Source organism: Telluria sp. PB2R4 (genome assembly GCF_059685695.1).
Genome location: NZ_JCASIC010000001.1, coordinates 553,676 through 573,156 on the forward strand (window position 1 = coordinate 553,676; position 19,481 = coordinate 573,156).

At 67.0% G+C, this 19,481-nt stretch carries 20 protein-coding genes; 9 read left to right on the plus strand and 11 right to left on the minus strand.

What is annotated here, in order from left to right; genetic code table 11:
- Positions 1-17: 17 nt before the first annotated feature.
- The 4 genes from AC56LU_RS02325 to nadB all read right to left on the minus strand — a co-directional run bounded on the left by AC56LU_RS02325 (position 18) and on the right by nadB (position 4,653).
- Complete coding sequence (locus tag AC56LU_RS02325; RefSeq protein ID WP_497173981.1) at positions 18-1,076, minus strand: alpha/beta fold hydrolase; 1,059 nt, start codon at positions 1,074-1,076, stop codon at positions 18-20.
- The gene (locus AC56LU_RS02330) at positions 1,073-1,966 is read right to left on the minus strand and encodes an NAD-dependent protein deacetylase (protein WP_497173982.1); all 894 of its coding nucleotides are present in this window, start codon (positions 1,964-1,966) and stop codon (positions 1,073-1,075) included. Before AC56LU_RS02330 ends, AC56LU_RS02325 begins: the two co-directional genes overlap by 4 nt.
- 85 nt (positions 1,967-2,051) lie before the next feature.
- Positions 2,052-2,951, minus strand: a complete 900-nt coding sequence (locus AC56LU_RS02335; RefSeq protein ID WP_497173983.1) for a DMT family transporter — start codon at positions 2,949-2,951, stop codon at positions 2,052-2,054.
- A gap of 61 nt (positions 2,952-3,012) precedes the next feature.
- Positions 3,013-4,653: an L-aspartate oxidase gene (gene nadB / locus AC56LU_RS02340; RefSeq protein ID WP_497173984.1), complete on the minus strand. Its 1,641-nt coding sequence runs from the start codon at positions 4,651-4,653 to the stop codon at positions 3,013-3,015.
- A gap of 159 nt (positions 4,654-4,812) precedes the next feature.
- Here nadB and AC56LU_RS02345 point away from each other — a divergent pair, with 159 nt between their 5' ends.
- Together AC56LU_RS02345 and pnuC are read left to right on the plus strand one after the other, a co-directional pair.
- Complete coding sequence (locus AC56LU_RS02345; protein ID WP_497173985.1) at positions 4,813-5,313, plus strand: pyridoxamine 5'-phosphate oxidase family protein; 501 nt, start codon at positions 4,813-4,815, stop codon at positions 5,311-5,313.
- A 68-nt stretch (positions 5,314-5,381) separates the two neighbouring features.
- Positions 5,382-5,990 carry a nicotinamide riboside transporter PnuC gene (gene pnuC / locus AC56LU_RS02350; protein WP_497173986.1) on the plus strand — a complete coding sequence of 203 codons (609 nt, stop codon included), beginning with the start codon at positions 5,382-5,384 and terminating at the stop codon, positions 5,988-5,990.
- Here the strand turns inward: pnuC and AC56LU_RS02355 are convergent.
- A complete protein-coding gene (locus AC56LU_RS02355; protein ID WP_497173987.1) occupies positions 5,987-6,325 on the minus strand; it encodes a hypothetical protein in 339 nt (112 codons plus the stop codon). The genes pnuC and AC56LU_RS02355 overlap by 4 nt on opposite strands.
- Before the next feature lie 62 nt (positions 6,326-6,387).
- A complete protein-coding gene (locus AC56LU_RS02360; RefSeq protein WP_497173988.1) occupies positions 6,388-6,831 on the minus strand; it encodes a DUF411 domain-containing protein in 444 nt (147 codons plus the stop codon).
- 120 nt (positions 6,832-6,951) lie between these two features.
- On the opposite strand from AC56LU_RS02360, the gene AC56LU_RS02365 reads away from it, so the two are divergent.
- A complete protein-coding gene (locus AC56LU_RS02365; RefSeq protein ID WP_497173989.1) occupies positions 6,952-8,115 on the plus strand; it encodes a tyrosine-type recombinase/integrase in 1,164 nt (387 codons plus the stop codon).
- 21 nt (positions 8,116-8,136) lie between these two features.
- Here AC56LU_RS02365 and AC56LU_RS02370 read toward each other — a convergent pair whose 3' ends face one another.
- The gene (locus AC56LU_RS02370; RefSeq protein WP_497173990.1) at positions 8,137-8,415 is read right to left on the minus strand and encodes a hypothetical protein; all 279 of its coding nucleotides are present in this window, start codon (positions 8,413-8,415) and stop codon (positions 8,137-8,139) included.
- Positions 8,416-8,585: 170 nt separating this feature from the next.
- On the opposite strand from AC56LU_RS02370, the gene AC56LU_RS02375 reads away from it, so the two are divergent.
- The gene (locus tag AC56LU_RS02375) at positions 8,586-9,467 is read left to right on the plus strand and encodes a hypothetical protein (protein WP_497173991.1); all 882 of its coding nucleotides are present in this window, start codon (positions 8,586-8,588) and stop codon (positions 9,465-9,467) included.
- A 15-nt stretch (positions 9,468-9,482) separates the two neighbouring features.
- On the opposite strand, the gene AC56LU_RS02380 is transcribed toward AC56LU_RS02375, so the two are convergent.
- Both AC56LU_RS02380 and AC56LU_RS02385 read right to left on the minus strand, forming a co-directional pair.
- Positions 9,483-10,088 (minus strand): lipid-binding SYLF domain-containing protein, encoded by a 606-nt coding sequence (locus AC56LU_RS02380; RefSeq protein ID WP_497173992.1) that lies wholly within the window; start codon positions 10,086-10,088, stop codon positions 9,483-9,485.
- 191 nt (positions 10,089-10,279) lie between these two features.
- Positions 10,280-11,002, minus strand: a complete 723-nt coding sequence (locus tag AC56LU_RS02385) for a DUF3313 domain-containing protein (RefSeq protein WP_497173993.1) — start codon at positions 11,000-11,002, stop codon at positions 10,280-10,282.
- Positions 11,003-11,129: 127 nt separating this feature from the next.
- On the opposite strand from AC56LU_RS02385, the gene AC56LU_RS02390 reads away from it, so the two are divergent.
- The 5 genes from AC56LU_RS02390 to aqpZ all read left to right on the plus strand — a co-directional run bounded on the left by AC56LU_RS02390 (position 11,130) and on the right by aqpZ (position 17,569).
- Positions 11,130-13,313 carry a patatin-like phospholipase family protein gene (locus AC56LU_RS02390; RefSeq protein ID WP_497173994.1) on the plus strand — a complete coding sequence of 728 codons (2,184 nt, stop codon included), beginning with the start codon at positions 11,130-11,132 and terminating at the stop codon, positions 13,311-13,313.
- Positions 13,314-13,540: 227 nt separating this feature from the next.
- On the plus strand, positions 13,541-15,598 hold the full coding sequence (locus AC56LU_RS02395; protein WP_497173995.1) for an MASE1 domain-containing protein: 2,058 nt from the start codon (positions 13,541-13,543) through the stop codon (positions 15,596-15,598).
- Complete coding sequence (locus AC56LU_RS02400) at positions 15,595-16,233, plus strand: response regulator transcription factor (protein ID WP_497173996.1); 639 nt, start codon at positions 15,595-15,597, stop codon at positions 16,231-16,233. Before AC56LU_RS02395 ends, AC56LU_RS02400 begins: the two co-directional genes overlap by 4 nt.
- Positions 16,234-16,296: 63 nt before the next feature.
- A complete protein-coding gene (locus tag AC56LU_RS02405; protein ID WP_497173997.1) occupies positions 16,297-16,698 on the plus strand; it encodes a response regulator transcription factor in 402 nt (133 codons plus the stop codon).
- 124 nt (positions 16,699-16,822) lie between these two features.
- Complete coding sequence (gene aqpZ / locus AC56LU_RS02410; RefSeq protein ID WP_497173998.1) at positions 16,823-17,569, plus strand: aquaporin Z; 747 nt, start codon at positions 16,823-16,825, stop codon at positions 17,567-17,569.
- A 37-nt stretch (positions 17,570-17,606) separates the two neighbouring features.
- Here the strand turns inward: aqpZ and AC56LU_RS02415 are convergent, their stop codons facing one another.
- Both AC56LU_RS02415 and AC56LU_RS02420 read right to left on the minus strand, forming a co-directional pair.
- A complete protein-coding gene (locus tag AC56LU_RS02415) occupies positions 17,607-19,103 on the minus strand; it encodes a patatin-like phospholipase family protein (RefSeq protein ID WP_497173999.1) in 1,497 nt (498 codons plus the stop codon).
- On the minus strand, positions 19,088-19,480 hold the full coding sequence (locus AC56LU_RS02420) for a hypothetical protein (protein ID WP_497174000.1): 393 nt from the start codon (positions 19,478-19,480) through the stop codon (positions 19,088-19,090). The genes AC56LU_RS02415 and AC56LU_RS02420 overlap by 16 nt, the downstream gene beginning before the upstream one ends.
- Position 19,481: the final 1 nt, after the last annotated feature.

Consider the following 19,481-nt stretch of genomic DNA (forward strand, 5'->3'; position numbering starts at 1 on the left):
CGCGGCCAGGCCTTTCCTCACACGCCACTCTCGCTTGCCCTGGCCAGTGCCTCCGCCTCCGGTGTGCGCATGTGCAGCGGCTCGCCGACCTGGGCCGCGATCTCGTCGATCGCCGCCATCACCTTGTCGGGGTCCGCATAGTGCGTCATGTGACCCACACCCGGCTCCAGTTCCAGGGTACTGAGCGCCAGGCGCTCATACAAGCGCTCGGAGTTATGCCCGGCATCGGCGATCCGGTCCTTCGTGCCCGCCACGACCACGGACGGCACTTTCAGCTCCGCATAACGCTTGGCCAGCATCGCGGCGGACGGGATCATCATCGCCGTTTCCGCCGCCGACGCGCGTAGCTGCTTTGGCCGCAATGCCATCCACACCGGGAAGGCGTCGAAGCGCTTGTCGATCGGTTTCGGCGCGAACATCCGCTTCGTCAGTGGCCGCCACAGCGCCCGCGCCACCAGCGGCGACACGGTATAGCGCAGGACGTCGCCCACGATCGGGATCGCCGGCTGGGTGCTCGTTGCCCAGTCCAGCCGCAGGCTCGGGTAGTAGTAACCCGACAGCAGCACCAGTCCGCGCACGAAGCCTGGCTGCTGCAGGCCCATCGCCAACGCGACCATGGTGCCCCACGAATGGCCGGCGACGATGGCCGACTTCACGCCGATCTGCTCCAGCGCGCGGTGCAGCAGGGCAGCCTGCTTGTCCGGCGTCCAGATCGTGCTGCGCGGGCGCTCGCTGTAGCCGAAACCGGGACGGTCGAAGGCGATCACGCGGTAGTGCTGCGCCGCCTGCTGCAGCAGTCCGCTGGTCTGGAAATCCTTCGAGTACACGCCGTTGCCGTGCAGGAGCACGAGGGTCGGGCCGCTGCCCTGGTCCAGGTAATGCAGGCGCACGCCATCGACCTCGACGAACTTGCCTTCGGGCGGATTGTCGCGCTCGGCCTGCCTGGTTTTGGAGCGGACGTAGAAGAACGAGGCGAGCAGGCCGATGCCGGCCAGGACCGCGCCGGTGCGCAAGCCGCTCGAGTGCGACGCTGATGCTGGTATCGATGCTGCGGTAGTGCGATAGCTCTTGGTCACAAAATTCCCCTATGATCGGTTATTGGTTGTGACTCCTCCGGCTCCTCTGCGTGGAGCAGGTCGGCGACGCGCGGCAACAGCCGCTCGGCCGACTCTTCTATTTTGAGCGCCAACAGGTGGTCGGCGCGGGTCAGGCCCAGGTTGACCGCGGCAATTGGCTTGCCGGATTCATGCGCCATCCGGCAGAAACGGAATCCCGAGTACACCATCAGCGACGAACCCACCACCAGCAGCGCATCGGCAGCCTCCATCTGCGCCAGCGCGCGGGCGGTGCGCGGCGCCGGGATGCCGTCGCCAAAGAATACGACATCCGGAGATAATGTGCCGCGGCAATGAACGCAGAATGGCGGGTAGAACTCCTGCAGCGCGTCCGGCTCGATCGCGGCGTCGCCATCGGGCAGGGGTGTGGCGACGGCGTTTGCCAGTTCGGGATTCGCCTCGTCCAGCAAGGTCTGGACGAAAGCCCGCGAGAACCGGGCCTGGCAATGCAGGCAGACCACGCCGTGCACGTTCCCGTGCAGCTCGAGCACGGCATGGCTGCCCGCCTGCTGGTGCAGGCCGTCGACGTTCTGGGTCAGCAGGGAAGCGAAGTGGCCGTGCCGTTCGAGCCGGGCCAGCGCGCGGTGGCCGGCGTTCGGCCTGGCTTGCGCCATGATCGGCCAGCCGACCATGCTGCGCGCCCAGTAGCGCCGCTGGATGTCGCTTGATCGCCGGAACTCAGGGCCCTGGATCGGCTGGCGGCCGCGCCGGATGCCGTCGCGGTCGCGGTAATCGGGAATGCCCGAGGCGGTGGACAGGCCCGCGCCCGTCAGGACCAGTGCACGCGGATACCGTTCCAGGAATTCCGCCAGCGCCTCGGCCCCGTCTTGAACGGTCAAAACTGCTGCCATGTCGAACGATCCTCCATTGGATGGGATCGTAGCATCCCGCAAGCTGCTACCGACACACGATTCCGGGCCGAACCATCCGCGTGGATCAGCGTGCGGAAATGGCGATGCCGCCCACGATCAGGCCGAAGGCCAGCACGTGATACAGGTGGGGCGCCTCGCCGAGAAAGCTTGAGGACAGCAGCGCGGTGAACAGTGGCGTCAGGTTGATGAAGAAGGCCGCGATGCTCGGCCCGGCGCGCTGCACGCCGGCGCCCCAGCAGCGCATTGCCAGGATCGCCGGACCGATCGCCACGTACAGCAGGGCCGCCCCGAGCGACCAGCTCCAGTGGACCTGCACATCCTGCAGCGCCCATTCGCCGCCGGCCAGGGCGGCCGACCACAGCACCCCGTAGCCCACCTGGGCCAGCAAAAAGGCCGCCCAGTCCGCGCGCAGGCCAGGCACGTCCTTCTGCTGCATCAGCATCCAGCTGTAGAAGGACCAGGCAATGGTGGCCAGGATCATGTACAGGTCGCCTACAACCAGCCGCAAGCCGAGCAGCTGGTGGATGTCGCCGCGGCACAGCACCACCAGCACCCCGAGAATCGACAGCACGGCGCCCACGACCTGCTTGCGCTTGACCGGCACGCCGTAGAACAGGCGCCCCACCAGCAGCATCCATACCGGCACGCCGGAGGCCACCAGGGTGACGTTGATCGGGGTCGACGTCTGCAGGGCGAGGTATTGCAGCGAGTTGTACAGGCCCACGCCCAGCAGGCCGAGCATGGCATAGCGGCGCCAGTTGGCCAGCACGCCGCTACCCTGGCGCAGCGCGGCGCGCCCGAGCGGCACCAGTACCGCCAGTGCGATCGTCCAGCGGATCAGGTTGAGCGTCATCGGCGGTACCGCGTCGCGCACCAGGCGGCCGACGATGGCGTTGCCGGCCCAAAGGACAGGCGGCACGGTCAGGAGCAGTGCGGTGGACGGGGTGAGGGCGGGGCGGTTCATCGTTCGGGGACCGGACCGCGCGCAGCGGTCCGGGAGGTTCAGCAAAAAGATTCGGCGAAGATCACGGCCGCTGCGGCGTCAGTACGCTCGGCAGCGCCTTGGGCAGGGTGTCCGGGAAATCACGGGAATAATGCAGGCCGCGGCTTTCGTGGCGCGACAGTGCGCTGTTGACGATCAGCGAGGCCACCTCGACCAGGTTGCGCAGCTCCAGCAGGTCGTGCGTGATACGGAAGTTGCGGTAGTACTCGTCGATCTCTTCCTTCAGCAGCTTGATGCGGTGCTGGGCGCGCTCGAGACGTTTCGTCGTGCGCACGATGCCGACATAGTTCCACATGAAGCGGCGCAGCTCGTCCCAGTTGTGGGCGATCACCACTTCTTCGTCGGCATTGGTCACGCGCGACTCGTCCCAGGGCGGCAGCACCGGATTCTCGATGGCGGGGGCGGCTGCGATCTGGTGCGCGCAGGCGCGGCCGATCACGACACACTCGAGCAGCGAGTTGCTCGCCAGGCGATTCGCGCCGTGCAGGCCGGTGCAGGCGGTCTCGCCGACCGCATACAGGCCAGGGATGTCCGTCCGGCCGGCCAGGTCGGTCACGATGCCGCCGCAGGTGAAGTGCACCGCCGGCACGACGGGAATAGGTTCTTTAGTGATGTCGATGCCCAATTCAAGGCAGCGGGCATGGATGGTCGGGAAGTGCTCCTTGAGGAACTCCGGATCCTGGTGGCTGATATCGAGATGGACGTAGTCGAGGCCGCGCTTCTTCATCTCGAAGTCGATCGCGCGCGCCACCACGTCGCGCGGGGCCAGCTCGCCGCGCTCGTCGTGCGCCGGCATGAAACGGGTGCCGGCGGCCACCCCGGCTTCGGGCGGCAACTTGAGCAGGCCGCCTTCGCCGCGGATCGCCTCGGTAATCAGGAAGGACTTCGCATACGGGTGGTACAGGCAGGTCGGGTGGAACTGGATGAATTCCATGTTCGACACCCGGCAGCCGGCGCGCCAGGCCATCGCGATGCCGTCGCCGGTGGCGGTGTCGGGATTGGTGGTGTACAGGTAGACCTTGCCGGCGCCGCCGGTGGCCAGTACCGTGTGCTCGGCCTCGAAGGTCAGCACCTGGCCGCTCTGTTCGTCCTGCACGTACAGGCCGTAGCAGCGCGGCTGGCCCACCAGGTGCGGAATGCCGCCGTGGACCGCGCCGTTCGGGCCCTTGCCGGCGAGCTTGTCCGAGGTGATGACGTCGATCGCGCAGTGGTGCTCGAACAGGGCAATGTTCGGGTGCGCGCGCACCTTCTGCTCCAGCGTCACCTGCACCGCGTGGCCGGTGGCGTCGGCCGCATGGATGATGCGGCGCTGGCTGTGGCCGCCCTCGCGGGTCAGGTGGAAGCCCAGTTCCGCCGTTTCGTCGCGGGTGAAGGGCACGCCCTGTTCGATCAGCCATTCGATCGCGGCACGGCCATTCTCGACGATGTAGCGGGTCGCCGCTTCCTCGCACAGGCCGGCGCCGGCCACCAGGGTGTCGGCGATGTGCTGGTCGTGGCTGTCGCCCGAGTCGAGCACCGCGGCGATGCCGCCCTGGGCCCAGTTGCTCGCGCCATCCAGCAAGGCGCGTTTGGAGATGATCGCAACCGTGCGCGTTTGCGCCAGGTGCAGGGCCACCGACAGGCCGGCAAGACCACTGCCGACAATAGCGACGTCAAATTTCATGGGGATGTCATGTTTGTACAGAAGCATCACTATAGTCGATTTGCGCTTGCCGCGTCAGGGATGGAGCACGGGGTCATAGCCGGGTCAGTGTACGCAGCCGCACGGAGCAGCCGGCGCGGCGGCGCTAGGATCGGCTTTCCACACTCTGCGAGGAATGCCATGTACAACAATGACGCCCGGGCGCACGCGGCCGCCCTGTCCGACAAGATCGGCGCGATGCGCTTCGCCATGTTCACCACCTGCGACCAGAACGGCCACCTGGTCAGCCAGCCGATGACCAACCAGGAGGTCGACGACGACGGCAGCCTGTGGTTCTACACCCGCACCACCACCGAGCTGTGGGACAACATCGCCCACCAGCCGGAGGTGAACGTCAGCTTCGCCGATCCCGACAACAGCACCTGGGTCTCGGTCAGCGGCCGCGCCGAGCGCGTGGTCGAACGCGCCCGCATCCACGCCCTGTGGAACCCCATGGTGCAGGCCTGGTTCCCGGCCGGCCCCGAAGACGAGCACGTGGTGCTGGTGCGGGTGATGCCGCATGCGGCCGAATACTGGGACGCGAACGACAGCAAGATGGTGCGCATGTTCGCCATGGCCAAGGCCGCCGTCACCGGCTCGACCCCTGACCTGGACGCCGACCACGGCACCATCCGCATGTAGGCAGCCATCAGGCATTGCCGGCGCCGGCCGGAGGGCTTACCCTGCTCGCTTCTCATGGAGGAGTGCGCATGACGCCGCTCGAAATTGCCGCCAATGCCTTTACCGCGCTGGCGATCGTGCTTGCCGGGCGCAACAGCGTCCATACCTGGTGGAGCGGGATCATCGGCTGCACGCTGTTCGGCCTGCTGTTCGCCCGGAACAGGCTGTATGCCGACGTGGTGCTGCAGGTGTTTTTTGTGGCGACCAGCCTGCTCGGCTGGTGGCGCTGGCTGCGCGGCCGCCACGGTGCGCCTCTGCCGGTGACCCACGCCGGCGCGGGCACGCTGCTGTGGATGGTGCCGGCCGGCGTGGCCGCCACCGCGGTCTACGGCGCGCTGCTCCATCATTACACCGATGCCTACGCGCCCTTCGTGGATTCCGCCGTGCTGGTGTTCAGTGTCATCGCGCAGCTCCTGATGATGGGAAGGCGGATCGAGAACTGGCCGGTCTGGCTGCTGGTAAACACGGTCGCCGTGCCGCTCTACGCCAGCCGCGGCCTCTACCTGACCGCGGTGCTGTACGCCGGCTTCTGGGTCAATGCGATCGTGTCGTGGGTCTGGTGGCGCAAGCTGGCCGCACAGGATGCGGCCGCCAGTGCGGCGGCTGCAAGCCGGGCGTCCGCCAGAGAAATCGCCTAGCGCGGGCGTGGAAGGTCGCCTGCGTCCTGGTTGCCGCCGGTTTCAGGCGCGCCCAGGCCGGTGCCGGTCGGACTGGCCTGGTCGGGCCGCGTATCCTGCGGTCCCCGGTTGATGTTGGTCATCGCGCTGTCTTCGGGCTCGACATGCGTGCCGGCGGCCGGAACGCCGCCCGGCGCATTGATGGTCTCGCCGGACTGGTTGCGGGTGAGTCCGTCGCCGCCGCTGCCGCCGGTTTCCTGCTGGGTTTCATGGGTGGGGGTGGCGCCTTGCTGGCCGCTGGTCGTGCCGCCGACGCCAAGGGTCGTCGACGGGTCTTGCGCATTCGGATTGTTCATGCTGGGCTCCCTCGAAACTGGACCCACCATTATGCCCATCATCCCCACCGGGCAGCGCCCGCTTATTCGTAACGCTTGTACACGCTGGTCTTGCCGCCATCCTTCACCAGCAGCACCGCGTACGGATCCTTGCGCGAACCCTCCATGCCCGGCGAACCCGCCGGCATGCCGGGGACGGCCAGGCCCCGCGCCTTCGGCTTTTCGGCCAGCAGGCGCTTGATGTCGCTTGCGGGGACGTGGCCTTCGACGGCGTAGGCGCCCACGCGGCCGGTGTGACAGGAGCCATGTTCGGCCGGGATGCCGAACTTCTCACGGTAGTCGCCGGGGTTGGCCACATCCTGCGCCTTGACCGTGAAGCCGTTCGCTTCGAGGTGCTTGATCCACTCCTTGCAGCAGCCGCAATACTCGGTCTTGTAGACCTCGATCACGGGCTGCGCGGCCGCGGCGAAGAGTGGCGAGGAAAGCAGGGCGGCGGCACCCACGTGACGCAGGAAGGACAGGGACATGATGACTCCGTAATCGAAGAACAATCGTGCATTATGCCGCACTTGCAGGCTTGGCCACACGGCCTTGCGCTGCTATACTGTATAAACATACAGTACGCGCATTGCGCAATGCACCGCACCATGCCCAGCTTCCTCCCGATCAACCTCGACCCGCTTCCCGAAGATTCACCGCTGCGGCTGGCGGCCAGCGCGCGCGGCGCCGTATTCCGCAACATCGCGGACGAACCGGTGACCGACGCCCGCAGCGATGCCGAACTAGCGCGCGAATACATCGGCCAGGGCGAACTGAGCCCGAAGTCGGTCGCGAACACCCAGAAAGAACTGTACCGATTCCTGACCTGGTGCCGCGAAGAAGCGCGCAAGACCTTCCAGGGGCTGACGGTAGCCGACCTGAACGCCTACAAGGAATTCATCCGCAATCCGCCGCCGGAGTGGATCTCCACCACCAAGTGGCCCCGCAACGACCCGCGCTACCGGCCGTTTTCCGGCCCGCTGTCCGATGCCAGCCGGCGCCAGGCGATGATCGCCGTGAAGGGCCTGCTGGGCTACGCCGAGCAGACCGGGTACCTGCGCCGCAACCCGGCCAGATTGGTGCGCAACGTGCGCACCAGCCATGCCGGCCGCATCACGCGCTACCTGAGCCCGCAGGCGATCGCGCATGCGCTCGAGGCCGTCGCGTCGCGCGTGGCGGATACGCCGGCGGCGATCCGCCAGCGCGAGCGCGACCGCTTCCTGCTGGTCGCCTTCGCCCAGACCGGCGCGCGCCTGAACGAGATCGTCGGCGCCCACATGGGCGCCATCTACTGCGAGGGCGACGGGCGCTGGTGGCTGGATGTCATGGGCAAGGGCGCCAGGCCGCGCCGCTTGCCGGTGCCGCCGGCGATGCTGGCCGCCTTCAGCGGCTACCGCCAGGCCTTCGGCTTGTCGCCCCAGGCCAGCCGCGCCGACCGGACGCCGCTGGTGCTGTCCAGCCGCCGGGAAGAGCCGGTGCGCATCACCGACGAAGCGGCCTCCGAGGCGCTCAAGGCCGTGTTCGCGGCTGGCGCCGGGCGCGCGGCAAGCCAGGGCGACGGCGACAGCGCGAGCGCGCTGCGCCAGGCCTCGACCCACTGGCTGCGCCACAGCATGCTGACCAATCACGCCAACAGCGGCGTGCAGCTCAAGACCCTCCAAGACACGGCCGGCCACGCCAGCATCACGACCACGGCGGCCTATCTGCACAAACAGGATCACGAACGCCACGACGAGATCGTGGGTTCGAAGGGGAATGGGCTGCTGCCTTGAATTGCCGGCCCTCGCGGGCGCTCAGATCGGTAGTTCGGAGCTGCCGCCGTCCGAGCTGCCGAACTCCTGCAGGGCGTCGAGCGACAACCGGCGCTCGTTGAGCGCGGCGACGATGGCCTGCAGCTGTTCCGGGTCCGGGTGCAGGTAGATGATGCGCTGCTCCAGTTCGTTGTCCCAGTACTTCGTGTACGGCACGTCGGTCTCCGCCATGACCCTGGCGTCGAAGCTGCCGTCCATCATTTCGCCGACCAGCGTGATCCTGGTCGTGTCCGGCGTCGTGTTCTTCACAGTGATGCCCATGCTCGTCCTTTCGGTTGATCAGTTCGCATAGCGCATTCTTACCCACGTCGGCACAGTGACGCAAACGGCGGGTCGCCTGCCGTGCGCGCCTTGACGAATGTGTGTCGGCCACCTCAACAGGGCCCGGATATTCGGTATGATGCCGGCCATCGGGGTCTAAAAGATTGGAAATGCGCATCGAAACAGTTTCATCCGGCGCCACAGCGCTGCACAACGAAGACTGGGCCGGGAGTTTCAGTACGCCCGAGGGTATCGATCTGGTGGTCATCGATGGCGGCACGTCCGTGGCCGATCGCGACTACATCGACCCCGTAAATGGCGACGTGGTCTGGTTCGTCTCCCGGGTCAGGGCCGCACTCGGCATGGTGCTTGCAGGCGGGCCTGCAGCCGGGCTCGACCAGCATGCCGCCCTGCATGCCGCGGTCGATGCGGTGTACCGCGAATTCCGCGAAGCCAGCGCCGGCCAGGAGATGCCCTTGTACGCCTGGCCGATCGCGGCCTTGAGCTGGGTGCGTGCACGCAGGGTGGGCGATGGCTACCGTCTCGACCTGTACTGCCTGGGCGACTGCAAGTTCCTGATGTGCACGCCGCAGGGCGAGGTCCTGGACCTCGATCCCTTCATCAATCCACAGGAAGCAATTTTGCGCGCTGAAATCGCGAAGCTCCAGGCGGAAGGCGTCGGCGACACCGCCGCCAGGCAGGCGCGCCTGTTGCCCATGCTGCGCGCGCGGCGCGAATACCAGAACACGGTCGCCGGCACCAATTCACTGTGCCTGCGGCCGAACGGCGCGTTCGGCGCGCGCAGCTTCAGCGTCGATGCGCCGGCCGGTTCCATCCTGCTCGGCATGACCGACGGCTTCTACCGGTTGGTGGATACCTACGGCCTGCACACGCCCGCGAGCCTGTTCTCGTTATGCGCCGCAGAAGGCTTGCAGCCGGCGCTCGACCAGTTGCGGCGCTACGAGGCTGCGGCGCAGGCCGCGGCCTCGACCTCGGTGAAGCGGGCGGACGACGCGTCGGCGATCCTGTGGCGTGCAGGGAGCGGGGCTTGATGACCTGGCTGTACTTCAGCGCGACTGCGCGCCCGCCGTCGCCACTTGGCCGAGCGTGATGGCATACGGGCTGCTTACCGTGCCCTTGACCAGGATGTCGACCGGCGTCACCGCTTGGCCGTAGAGCGTGTGGTTGCGGCTCTCGTCAATCGTAAAGACGGTGCCGTCGAGGTTCAGCCCCCCGTAGAGCCCTTTGGCGCGCGTGTAAGCGACCATGTCGGCCGTGACCGGAGCGCTGGTCCCGGCTCCGATCGGGCCGGCAGCGACACTGACGTCGCCGCCGAGCTTGAAGGAGGTCGAGAGCAGGGAATTCACGGCCTTATCGGTCATGATCAGGGCCACCATCTCGGACGACTGCGCGCCGGCCTGCAGGCCGACGCTGCCGGTAGTCATCCGGTAGAAGGCGGGCCCGTTCCATCCGGCGCCGCCCGGCTTGCGGGTGATCACGATGGCCTGTCCACCGGAAGCACCGATCACGAACCCGGCCTGAAGGATGCGGGGACTGATCAGGACGGCCTTGGCCTCGGGCATGTGCTGCTTCAGCCAGGTCATATCGGGATCGTTCATGAAGGTGCTGAGCGTGGCCTGGGCGGCGTCGATGCTGGCCCGGGTTTCGTCCATCGGGGGAGCCGAGGCACAGCCGCCCAGTGCGAGGGCAAGCAGGGCCACGAGGCTGGCAGGACGAACGTGGTCTCGCAGGTATCTGGACATGGCTGACCCTTCGTTGTTGTTTGTTCCGGCAGCCTACACGCGCGTCAGGGCGCCGGATATCGGACCTTCGGGCAGGTGTGGCGGGGACACATCGCGTCGGCTCAACGCGCCGCGCCCTGCGGGACACCGCGCAATTCGTCCAGCCGGGCGCGGAAGCCCCGGGCCCAGTAATCGCTGATCGACTGCATCGCCGCCCAGGTAATCTGCTCGCCCTGGGGCAGGGTCTGGTCGCCGCGCCGGGTAGTGGTGCCCGCCATTACGCGCTTGTTGGCTGGGTCGAGCACCTCGATCTCGGCGCTCATTTCGACCAGACGCGGCGAATTGCCGGCCACGGCCCGTCCGGCGTTGTATAACGCCTTGATCGGCAGGAAGTCACTGACCCCTGTTGGCGGCTTGACCGGCTGCACATTGGTGATCGCGCTGCGCACCCGCAACACGTCCGGCCCGGGCGTGGTGACGATCTGGTAGGTCGGCTCCAGCGTGCTGCGCAGGGATGCATGCAGGTTGTCCGACATGCGGGCGACGACATCCGGCGCCAGCCCCTGCTCGGAACCGGGCGTGACCAACACCTGTACCGGCTCCAGCATCAGCTTGGTGTACTGGCCGTAGTTTCCCGACCGGTCCATGTACAGATTGAGGCCCTCCGCATCCGGCGCCGGCTGCAGCTGCGAATAGTCGCCGAGGAAACCGGAATGTGCGGACTGAGCCGACTGCCCGGATTGCGCAGCGCCACTGTCTGCAGCGGAGGTCGAATCCCCGCCGGTCGATTGGCAACCGACCAGAAGGGCTAGAACGCCGATTGCTATCCCGAGCGAAGTTTTCATGGCAGTCGCCTCAGATCCGTTGATGGTGACCCAATCTAGCGCCGGCCGAACTGCTCCGCCATTGACCTTTGGTCGTATCGTTCAGTATCGAAGAGCCGCGTATAACCGTCGCCAGGGAACTCGACCTATGGCGACCAGACGACTACGACGCGCAATTGCCGGCATGCTTCTGGCCGCCTGCGCCTTGCCCGCGCTATCCGATCCGCCGCGGCCGCGGATCGGCCTGGTGCTGGGGGGCGGCGGTGCGCGCGGCACCGCACACATCGGCGTGCTCGAGGTACTCGACCGGCTGCGCATACCGGTCGACTGCGTTGCCGGGACCAGCATGGGCGCACTCATCGCTGGGGCCTACCTCAGCGGCCTGGCGCCCGACCAGATGACTGCGCGGCTGGCAAAGGTCGACTGGAACGACCTGTTCAAGGACGAGTCGGCGCGTGCCCAGACCAATATCCGCGAGCGCCGCCTGGCCCAGAGCTATTTCCCCGGGCTGGAGATGGGCGCCAAGGGCGACGGCGTGCGGATGGCGCAAGGCGTGGTCGGCGGGCAGAAGATCAAGCTCTTTTTCAATACCCTGGTCGGCGCCGACCGCGGCGACCGCAGCATCGAGAGCTTGCCCTTGCCGCTCTCGATCATCGCCACCGACATCGGCACCGGCGAGAAGATCGTGTTCCGCGACGGCGAGCTGGCGGCGGCCATGCGCGCCAGCATGTCGGTGCCGGCGGTCCTCGCGCCGGTAGCCTACCGGGGGCGCTACCTGGTCGACGGCGGCCTGGTCGACAACCTGCCGGTGGGCGAAGCACGGGCACGCTGCGATGCCGACGTCGTGATCGCGGTCGATGTCGGCTCCCCGCTGCGCAAACCGGAAGACGTGAACTCGGTGTTCGCCGTCAGCGGGCAGATGATCAGTATTCTCACCGAGCAGAATGCGGTCGCCTCGCGCGCCTCGCTCAAACCCGACGACGTCTATATCGAGCCGCAGCTCGAGGGAATCACCGCGACTGACTTCGCGAAGTTCCGCGAGGGAGCCGCGCGCGGCCGCGATGCCGCCGAGGCCCAGGCCACCAGGCTGCGCCGCTACGCGGTGCCGGAAACCGACTACCTGGCCTGGCGCGCGCGGCTGCGCAGCCCACCTGGACCGATGCCGCGCATCGACGTGGTACAGATTGCGGCCATGCCGCATGTGAACCCGGCCGCCATTGCGGGCGGCATGCGGGTGCACCCCGGCCAGCCGCTCGACACCAAGCTGCTCGAACGCGACCTGGCCGACATCTACGGCGAGGGCGACTTCGAGAGCGTCGACTACGCGCTGTTGGGCAGCCGCGAACGCCGCATCCTGCGCATCACCCCGACCGAAAAGCCGTGGGGGCCGGACTACCTGCGCTTCGGCGTCGAGCTGCAGGCCTCGGACCAGGAGAATACGTTCGCGCTGCGCGCCGCCTACCACCGCAAATGGCTCAACGCGCTCGGGGGCGAATGGCTCTCGGGCGCCCAGGTGGGTGAACGCGCCACCCTGTTCACCGAGTTCTACCAGCCGCTCGAGGCGCAGCGCCGCTTCTTCGTCGAGCCCAGCTTCGGCCTGTTTCGCGACAAGCTCGGCATCTACCAGGACGACGCCCGCATCGCGCAGTACGAACTGCGCGGCCGCCGTGGCGCTTTCAGCCTGGGCGCCAATATCGGCCGGGTCGGGTCGGTCCGGGTCGGACGCTTGTGGCGCAAGGTCGATGCGACCATCGAGACCGGGGCGCCGACGCTGCCGACCGGGGAATCCCACCTCAAAGGCTGGAACGTGGCGTTTGATTTCGACCAGTTGAACCGTCCATTCTTTCCCTCGTCCGGCTGGGCGCTGCGCGCCACGTATTACAAGGACGACGATCTGCGCTACAGCCGTCTCGCGGCCGACCTGCGTGCCGCCCGTGCATGGGGCAACTACGTGGTGAACGGCAAGCTTTCCTACGTCGGCGCGCCGCAAGGGCGCCTGCCCGTGGCCGACCTCGGCGCGCTGGGCGGCTTCCTGAACCTGTCGGGCTACTCGCGCGACCAGATCCTGGCCGGCGACACCCGCTTCGCCAGCATCCGCGCTGAAAAGATCATCGGCAGGATGCCGCTCGGGCTGTCCGGCGACCTGCGCATCGGCCTCTCGCTGGAAGCCGGCCGGGCCGGCGACCGGCGTACCGAGACCCGGGTCGACGGCTGGCAGCGCGCAGCAGCAATCTACGTCGGTGGCGAAACCCCGGTCGGCCCGGCCTTTGTGGGAGTTGGCCGAGCGGAGGGAGGATACGCGACTTTCTATGTGTTCATTGGCCTGCCCTGAAGCTTGTTTCTGCCGTGTAGTTGCCCCTCGGCCCTTATCTACAATAAAGAATGTTTGATCCATGAACCCTTTGAAGTGAAGAATTGTCTTAACGAAGAGCCGGGTAATTGTCATTGTCAGCCCGGCGTTCGCACCCTAGAATGGAATGGACATCTCTTGGCGGATTGACGCGATCCGGGTGCCCGGTGAGGGTACCGTAATGACTCTTCGGCTGCAGAGGAAGCTTCATGGAGCTCGGCTCAACGTCAGGCAGCACGGCAGTGGCAAAGTCGCTGACGGACACGGCACTGCCGGCGGTCGGGGTGGCGCTCGGGTATTTCATTGGTGCCAAGATCGGTTTTGCGCTGACGCCCGCGTCAAGCCCAGTCTCGGTGCTGTGGCCGGCCAATGCCATCCTGCTGGGCGGACTGCTCAGGTCCCCCCGACGCCGATGGTGGTGCATATTGCTCGCGGTGATCCCAGCGCACCTGGCGGCGCAGGCGCAGTCCGGGGTGCCGGCGCCGCTCATCCTCGGCTGGCTGATCAGCAACAGCGCCGAGGCACTGCTTGGTGCGGCAGTGACCATGCGCATGCTCCGCCGTCACCCGAAGCTTGGGTCCCTGCGCGATGCCGGCGCCTTCCTGGCCGGCTGCGTGCTGGCCGCCCCCTGCCTGGCCAGTTTCCTCGACATCGGCATCGTCCAGCTGGCCACGGGCGCCAGGCACGAATACTGGGCGCTGTGGCGGCTGCGCTTTTTCTCCGATACGCTCGCCATGCTGGCCTTCACGCCAGTAGTACTGAGCTGGCCGGCCTCGCTGCGTGACTGGCTGCGCGGCGAGGCCGGGTCTCGCCACATCGAAGCGGGCGTGCTCACGCTGCTCGTGTTTGCCGCCTGCATGGGAGCGCTGCTCCACGTGCCGGCCTGTTCCGGCTGCTATCCGGCGCTCCTCCTGTATGCGCCGCTGCCGCTCCTGTGCTGGGCAGCGGTCCGCTTCGCCCCGTTCCTCACCGCAGTGTTCTACCTGGCGTTCGTGCTGGCCACGGTCACCAGTGCGCTGGCCGCAATGGCGCCGTTCGCCTCCGTCTCGAGCCCGGCCGGGCTGCTCCCGCTCCAGGTCTACCTGATCGTCACCGGGATCGCGCTGCTGCTGCTGTCGGTGTCGACCCGCGAACGCCGGGCGGCGCAGGAATCGCTCTCGCGCAACGAACAGGCCCTGGGCCAGGCGGCAATAGCGGTGCGCAATGCCGAGGAACGCTTCGCCCAGGTGTTCCGGCTCAGTCCGGATGCGATGTCGGTCAGTGCGCCCGCGACCGGCATCCTGCTCGACGTGAACAAACGGTGGGAAGAACTGTTCGGCTACCGGCGCGACGAAGCGCGCGGGCGCACGCCAAGCGAGCTGGGGCTGTATCAGGGCGAAGGAGACTACGCGGGCCGTCACGTCGATGTCGACATGCGTAACCGCGCGGGCGCCGTGCTGCACACCAGCCTGTCGGGTGCCGAGATCGGCGGTGGAGCGAAGCGCTGCTGCATCACCATCATCCGCGACATGACGGCGCTGCGGCAGGCGGAAGCGGAGGCCGGGCGCCAACGCGAACAGCTGACCTACCTGAGCCGGGTGGTGGTGCTGGGGGAACTGTCCGGCGCCTTCGCGCACGAGCTGAACCAGCCGCTGGCCGCCATCCTTACCAATGCCCAGGCCGCCCAACGTTTCCTGGCACGGAAGCCGCCGGACCTGCGAGAAGTCGGCGCCATCCTTGAAGACGTCGTCGCCGAAGACAAGCGGGCGAGGGAAGTGATCCGGCGCCTGCGCGCGCTGTTCCTGAAGGGCGACCCGGTGTTCCAGCCACTCGATATGAACGAAATGGTGCGCGACTCCATCGCCCTTGCACGCGGCAACCTCGACGAGCGCCAGGTCAGGGTCCAACTCGATTTGGCGGCGCAGCCGGCCGTGGTGCGCGGCGACCGGGTGCAGTTGCAGCAAGTCTTGCTCAACCTGGTAATCAACGCCGGCGAGGCCATGAGCGAGCGTGAGCCGGAGCAGCGCACCCTGCGGCTCGAGTCCTCCAGCTGGCCGGGCAGCCTGCGGATCCTGGTCACCGACAGCGGCAAGGGCATCGCCCCGGCGCTGCTGGACCGGATATTCGAGCCCTTCTTTACAACCAAGCGCCACGGACTTGGATTCGGCTTATCGATCTCGCGCGCGATCGTCGACCAGCATGGCGGCCGGCTCGATGCGTACAACAACGAAGCGGGGGGCTGTACCTTCCGGGTCAACCTGCCGGAATATCGTGAGGGAATACCATGATTGAAGAACCAGTTGTCTATGTCGTCGACGACGACGCCGGCGTGCGACGCGCGCTGACCCGCCTGCTGAGCGAAGCCGGGATCGCAGTGCGCGGGTTCGCCACCGCCTGCGAATTCCTGCAACAGCACGATCCCTGCGTGCACGGCTGCGCCTTGCTCGACCTGCGGCTGCCGGACCTGGACGGCCTGAGCGTGCAGCACGCCTTGCTCGAACAGGGCTGCTGCCGCCCGGTGATTTTCATGAGTGGCTATGGCGAAGTCGGCGCGAGCGTGCGCGCAATGAAAGCGGGCGCCGCCGATTTCCTGGTCAAGCCATTCGATGAGCAGGAATTGCTGCTCGCCGTGAACGCGGCCATGGAACGGGACCGGCATGCCCGCAGCGTGGCCCACCAGCTCGGCACCATCCGGGCGCGGCTGGCCACCCTGACGCCGCGCGAGGAAGAAGTGATGAGGCATGTCGTCGACGGCCGCCTGAACAAGCAGATCGCTTCAGATCTCGGAATTGCCGAAAAGACCATCAAGGTACACCGCGCCCGTGCGATGGAAAAGATGGGAGCGAAATCCCTGGCCCACCTGGTGCGCCAGGCCGTCGAAGTGACGCTCGGTTCGGTCTCGCAGGACAACGACGCCCATTGACCCGGCGGCGGTCAGACCATCGGCCAATGCAAAGTCCTCCTGCCTGCGTGTATATCAATAGGCATGGGAGCATTGCCGATATGGAGCGTTGCTGTCGTCGACGACGAGCCGTCCGTCCGGAAGGCGCTCGCGCGCCTGCTGCGCTCGGCCGGATTCCAGGCCACAGAATTCGCGTCGGGTCACGACTTCGTCCGCGCGCTCGGGCGTGGCGGCTACCCCTGCGTGATCATCGACCTCCAGATGCCGGGGATGTCGGGCGCCGATGTGCTGGCCCACGAACTGGTGCGCGGTACGGGCGTCGCGGTCATCATCATTACCGCGCACGACGATGCGGGTAGCCGGACGGGCTGCTTGACGGCTGGGGCCGCTGCCTATTTGTGCAAGCCCTTCGACGACCTGGCCCTGCTCGGGGCGGTGAAGGAGGCCTGCCTCGCCAGCCTGGGGCCGCGAGACCTGAGGACCTGAGGACCTGACACCGATGGTAGGTTCTAAGTCCAATAGCACTTTCACCGCCAGCTAAGACAATGAATGCTGACAGCGACGCCCAGCCGGGCGCCATCCTCTTCCTCTTTACCTGGCGAGGCATGCGATGTATAGCAAACTTTTGGCGGAGTTCATAGGCACCTTCTGGCTCGTACTCGGCGGCTGTGGCAGCGCCGTTCTTGCCGCCAAGTTTCCAGAAGTGGGAATCGGCCTGACCGGCGTATCGCTCGCCTTCGGCCTGACGGTGCTGACGGCGGCCTATGCGCTGGGGCCCATCTCCGGCGGCCACTTCAACCCGGCCGTGTCGCTGGGACTGTGGGCCGGCGGGCGCTTTTCCGCGAAACTGCTGCTGCCGTACATGACGGTCCAGGTACTCGGGGCGGTCGTGGCAGCCGGCCTGCTGTACCTGATCGCCAGCGGCCAGGCCGGCTTCGATCCGGCGGCAGGATTCGCCGCCAACGGCTACGGCGAGCACTCGCCGGGCGGCTTCTCGCTGGAGGCGGCACTGGTGTGCGAACTCGTCATGACCTTCATGTTCGTGCTGATCGTGCTGGGAGCGACCCATGCGCGCGCACCGGTGGGTTTCGCCGGCCTGGCGATCGGCCTCGCGCTGACCCTGGTCCACCTGATCAGCATCCCGGTCACGAATACCTCGGTCAACCCGGCGCGCAGCACCGGGCCGGCGTTGTTCACGGAAGGCTGGGCGCTTGCGCAGCTGTGGCTGTTCTGGGTAGCGCCCCTGCTGGGCGGTGCACTGGCTGGTGTTGTCTACCGTACCTTGCTGCAGCGGGATACGGCGGAGCCGGACGTCACCGGCCTGCCGGCGCGCGATGGCATACCCAGCCATGGCTGAGCCGGTACCCTTGTCGAGATAATGCGGGCCCGCCGTTTCAGCGGGCCTCCGCGTCCTGGCCCGGCGGCGCTGCCGCTGTCGCCGGCGCTGTCGCCGGTGAAGCGGCGGCAGGCGCATCATCGAGGAATGCGAGAATCGCGGCGCGGTTCTGCGCCACCACCTTGGCCGCCGCGGTCGTCAGTAGCTGCGTGTCGCAAACCGATGCAATCTGCAGGCGGGTCGGGATTTCTGCCAGGCGCTGCCGCACTTGCGCCGGTGTTGTCAGCGCCGGGTTTTCATTGCGGCAGGCCGCCGGCAGGTCGCCCAGGTCGGGCTGCCACACTGCGTCGATGTGTCGTAGCAGGATCACCTGGGCGGTGCGTTCGTCGGGGAACACCCCTTGCCACTGCAGGGTCCGGAAGAAGAAGGCGCGGAAGGTCGTCGCGCGCTCCTCCATGATGCTGGGAATCCTGCTGAAGTCGAAGGAAAACAAGCCGAAAGGCTGGGCGCGCCGGTTGAGTCGGACATCGCCAACCGCGAACGGGAAGGAACTATCGAAGGCCAGGATCAGGAAGCGCTTTACCTTCTTCACCTGCAATTGTTTGAGGAACATGAAGAGGATCGTCTCGATCCCCTGGTTCTCGTACAGACCGCCATCCCCGACGTGCCAGTAGGTGGGGTCGCCGGGTACCTGGAAGGTGATTGGCCCGATCACCGGCGGAAACGAAGCGGACGCGCTCACCGCCGCGGACAGTGGGGTCCCGCAGGGATTCATATGGATTTCGTGCGGCGTCATCGGCAGCAGCGTGTGCCAGCGCTCACCCAGGAGTGGCGGCACCTGTGCAGCCTTTCCCCGGGTCGCCAGCGATGCCTGCAGGTCCTGGAAGAAGTCGTAGCGGAAGCTTGCCGAAGGCTGGCCGGTCAGGGCCAAGCTGCGGCCATTGTTATACAGCGTGGTGTTGATGATCAGGCCGGGACTATCCCCGCTTGCCTCGCGCGCTGCGACATCTCCCAGGGTCGCCTTGCCCAGCAGCTGCTCGCCCAGCACCTCGTGCAGGGATACCGCCCCCAGGGCCGGGTTCAGCCAGCGGAACCTGCTGAGCTGGCGCCAGAACACCGGGGGGCCGATGGGCTGGCCGATTGCAGTCCGGTAGCCCGCGAAGAAGTGGCGATAGGCTTGCGTCGGCACGCCCTCGGGTGTCAACATGGGGACGTCGCGGCCGGGTTTCTTGAGCGCATAATAGCTCGCCGCGATACTGCCCCCCGATACGCTGGACAAGTACGATACCTGCTCCAGCACCGATTGCTTGTTGCCGGTCCGGATGCCGGCCAGCCCTTCCAGGCCGGCCGCACCGAACAGGGCGGCGCGGGTGCCGCCTCCGGACATCGCCACGCCGAGCAGCAGGTCGCGCTGAGCGATCGGCACCTCGCAGCTCAGGGGCCCGGGCGCTGCGCGTTTCACCACGAAGGAGCGCGGCGAGGCGCATCCGGCAAGCACAAGCACACCGAGCAGCGCGGCCGGGGTCCTGGAGCTTCGCTTCAGATTGGCGTACATGATCCGGACAGGACGACCGCACCGAAACGGTCGACGAAGGTGAGGGTCATTTCCCCGAGTTCCTGGTCGAGCGCAAGCGACCATCCAAAGCCCAGTTCGGTTCCCTGGAGCAGGATCTGGCCCTCGCTCTTCTCGATGTGCCGGATCGGTGTGACCCGCTTCGGCCCGGCGATCGTCTTGCGGGCAAAGTCCACCCGCAGGAAGCTCGGGGCCCCGATATCGCTCGGGCGCGCGGTGTCCACCTTTTCCCCGGCGCGCACTTCGCTGGCCGCGGCCGGCGCACAGATCAGGGGCCTGGTACCGTCGAAATCCGCAGCCAGTGCCGCCGCCGGTCCCAGGCATGCCGACAAGCACAGTATGTGGATCAGCCCGTTCATG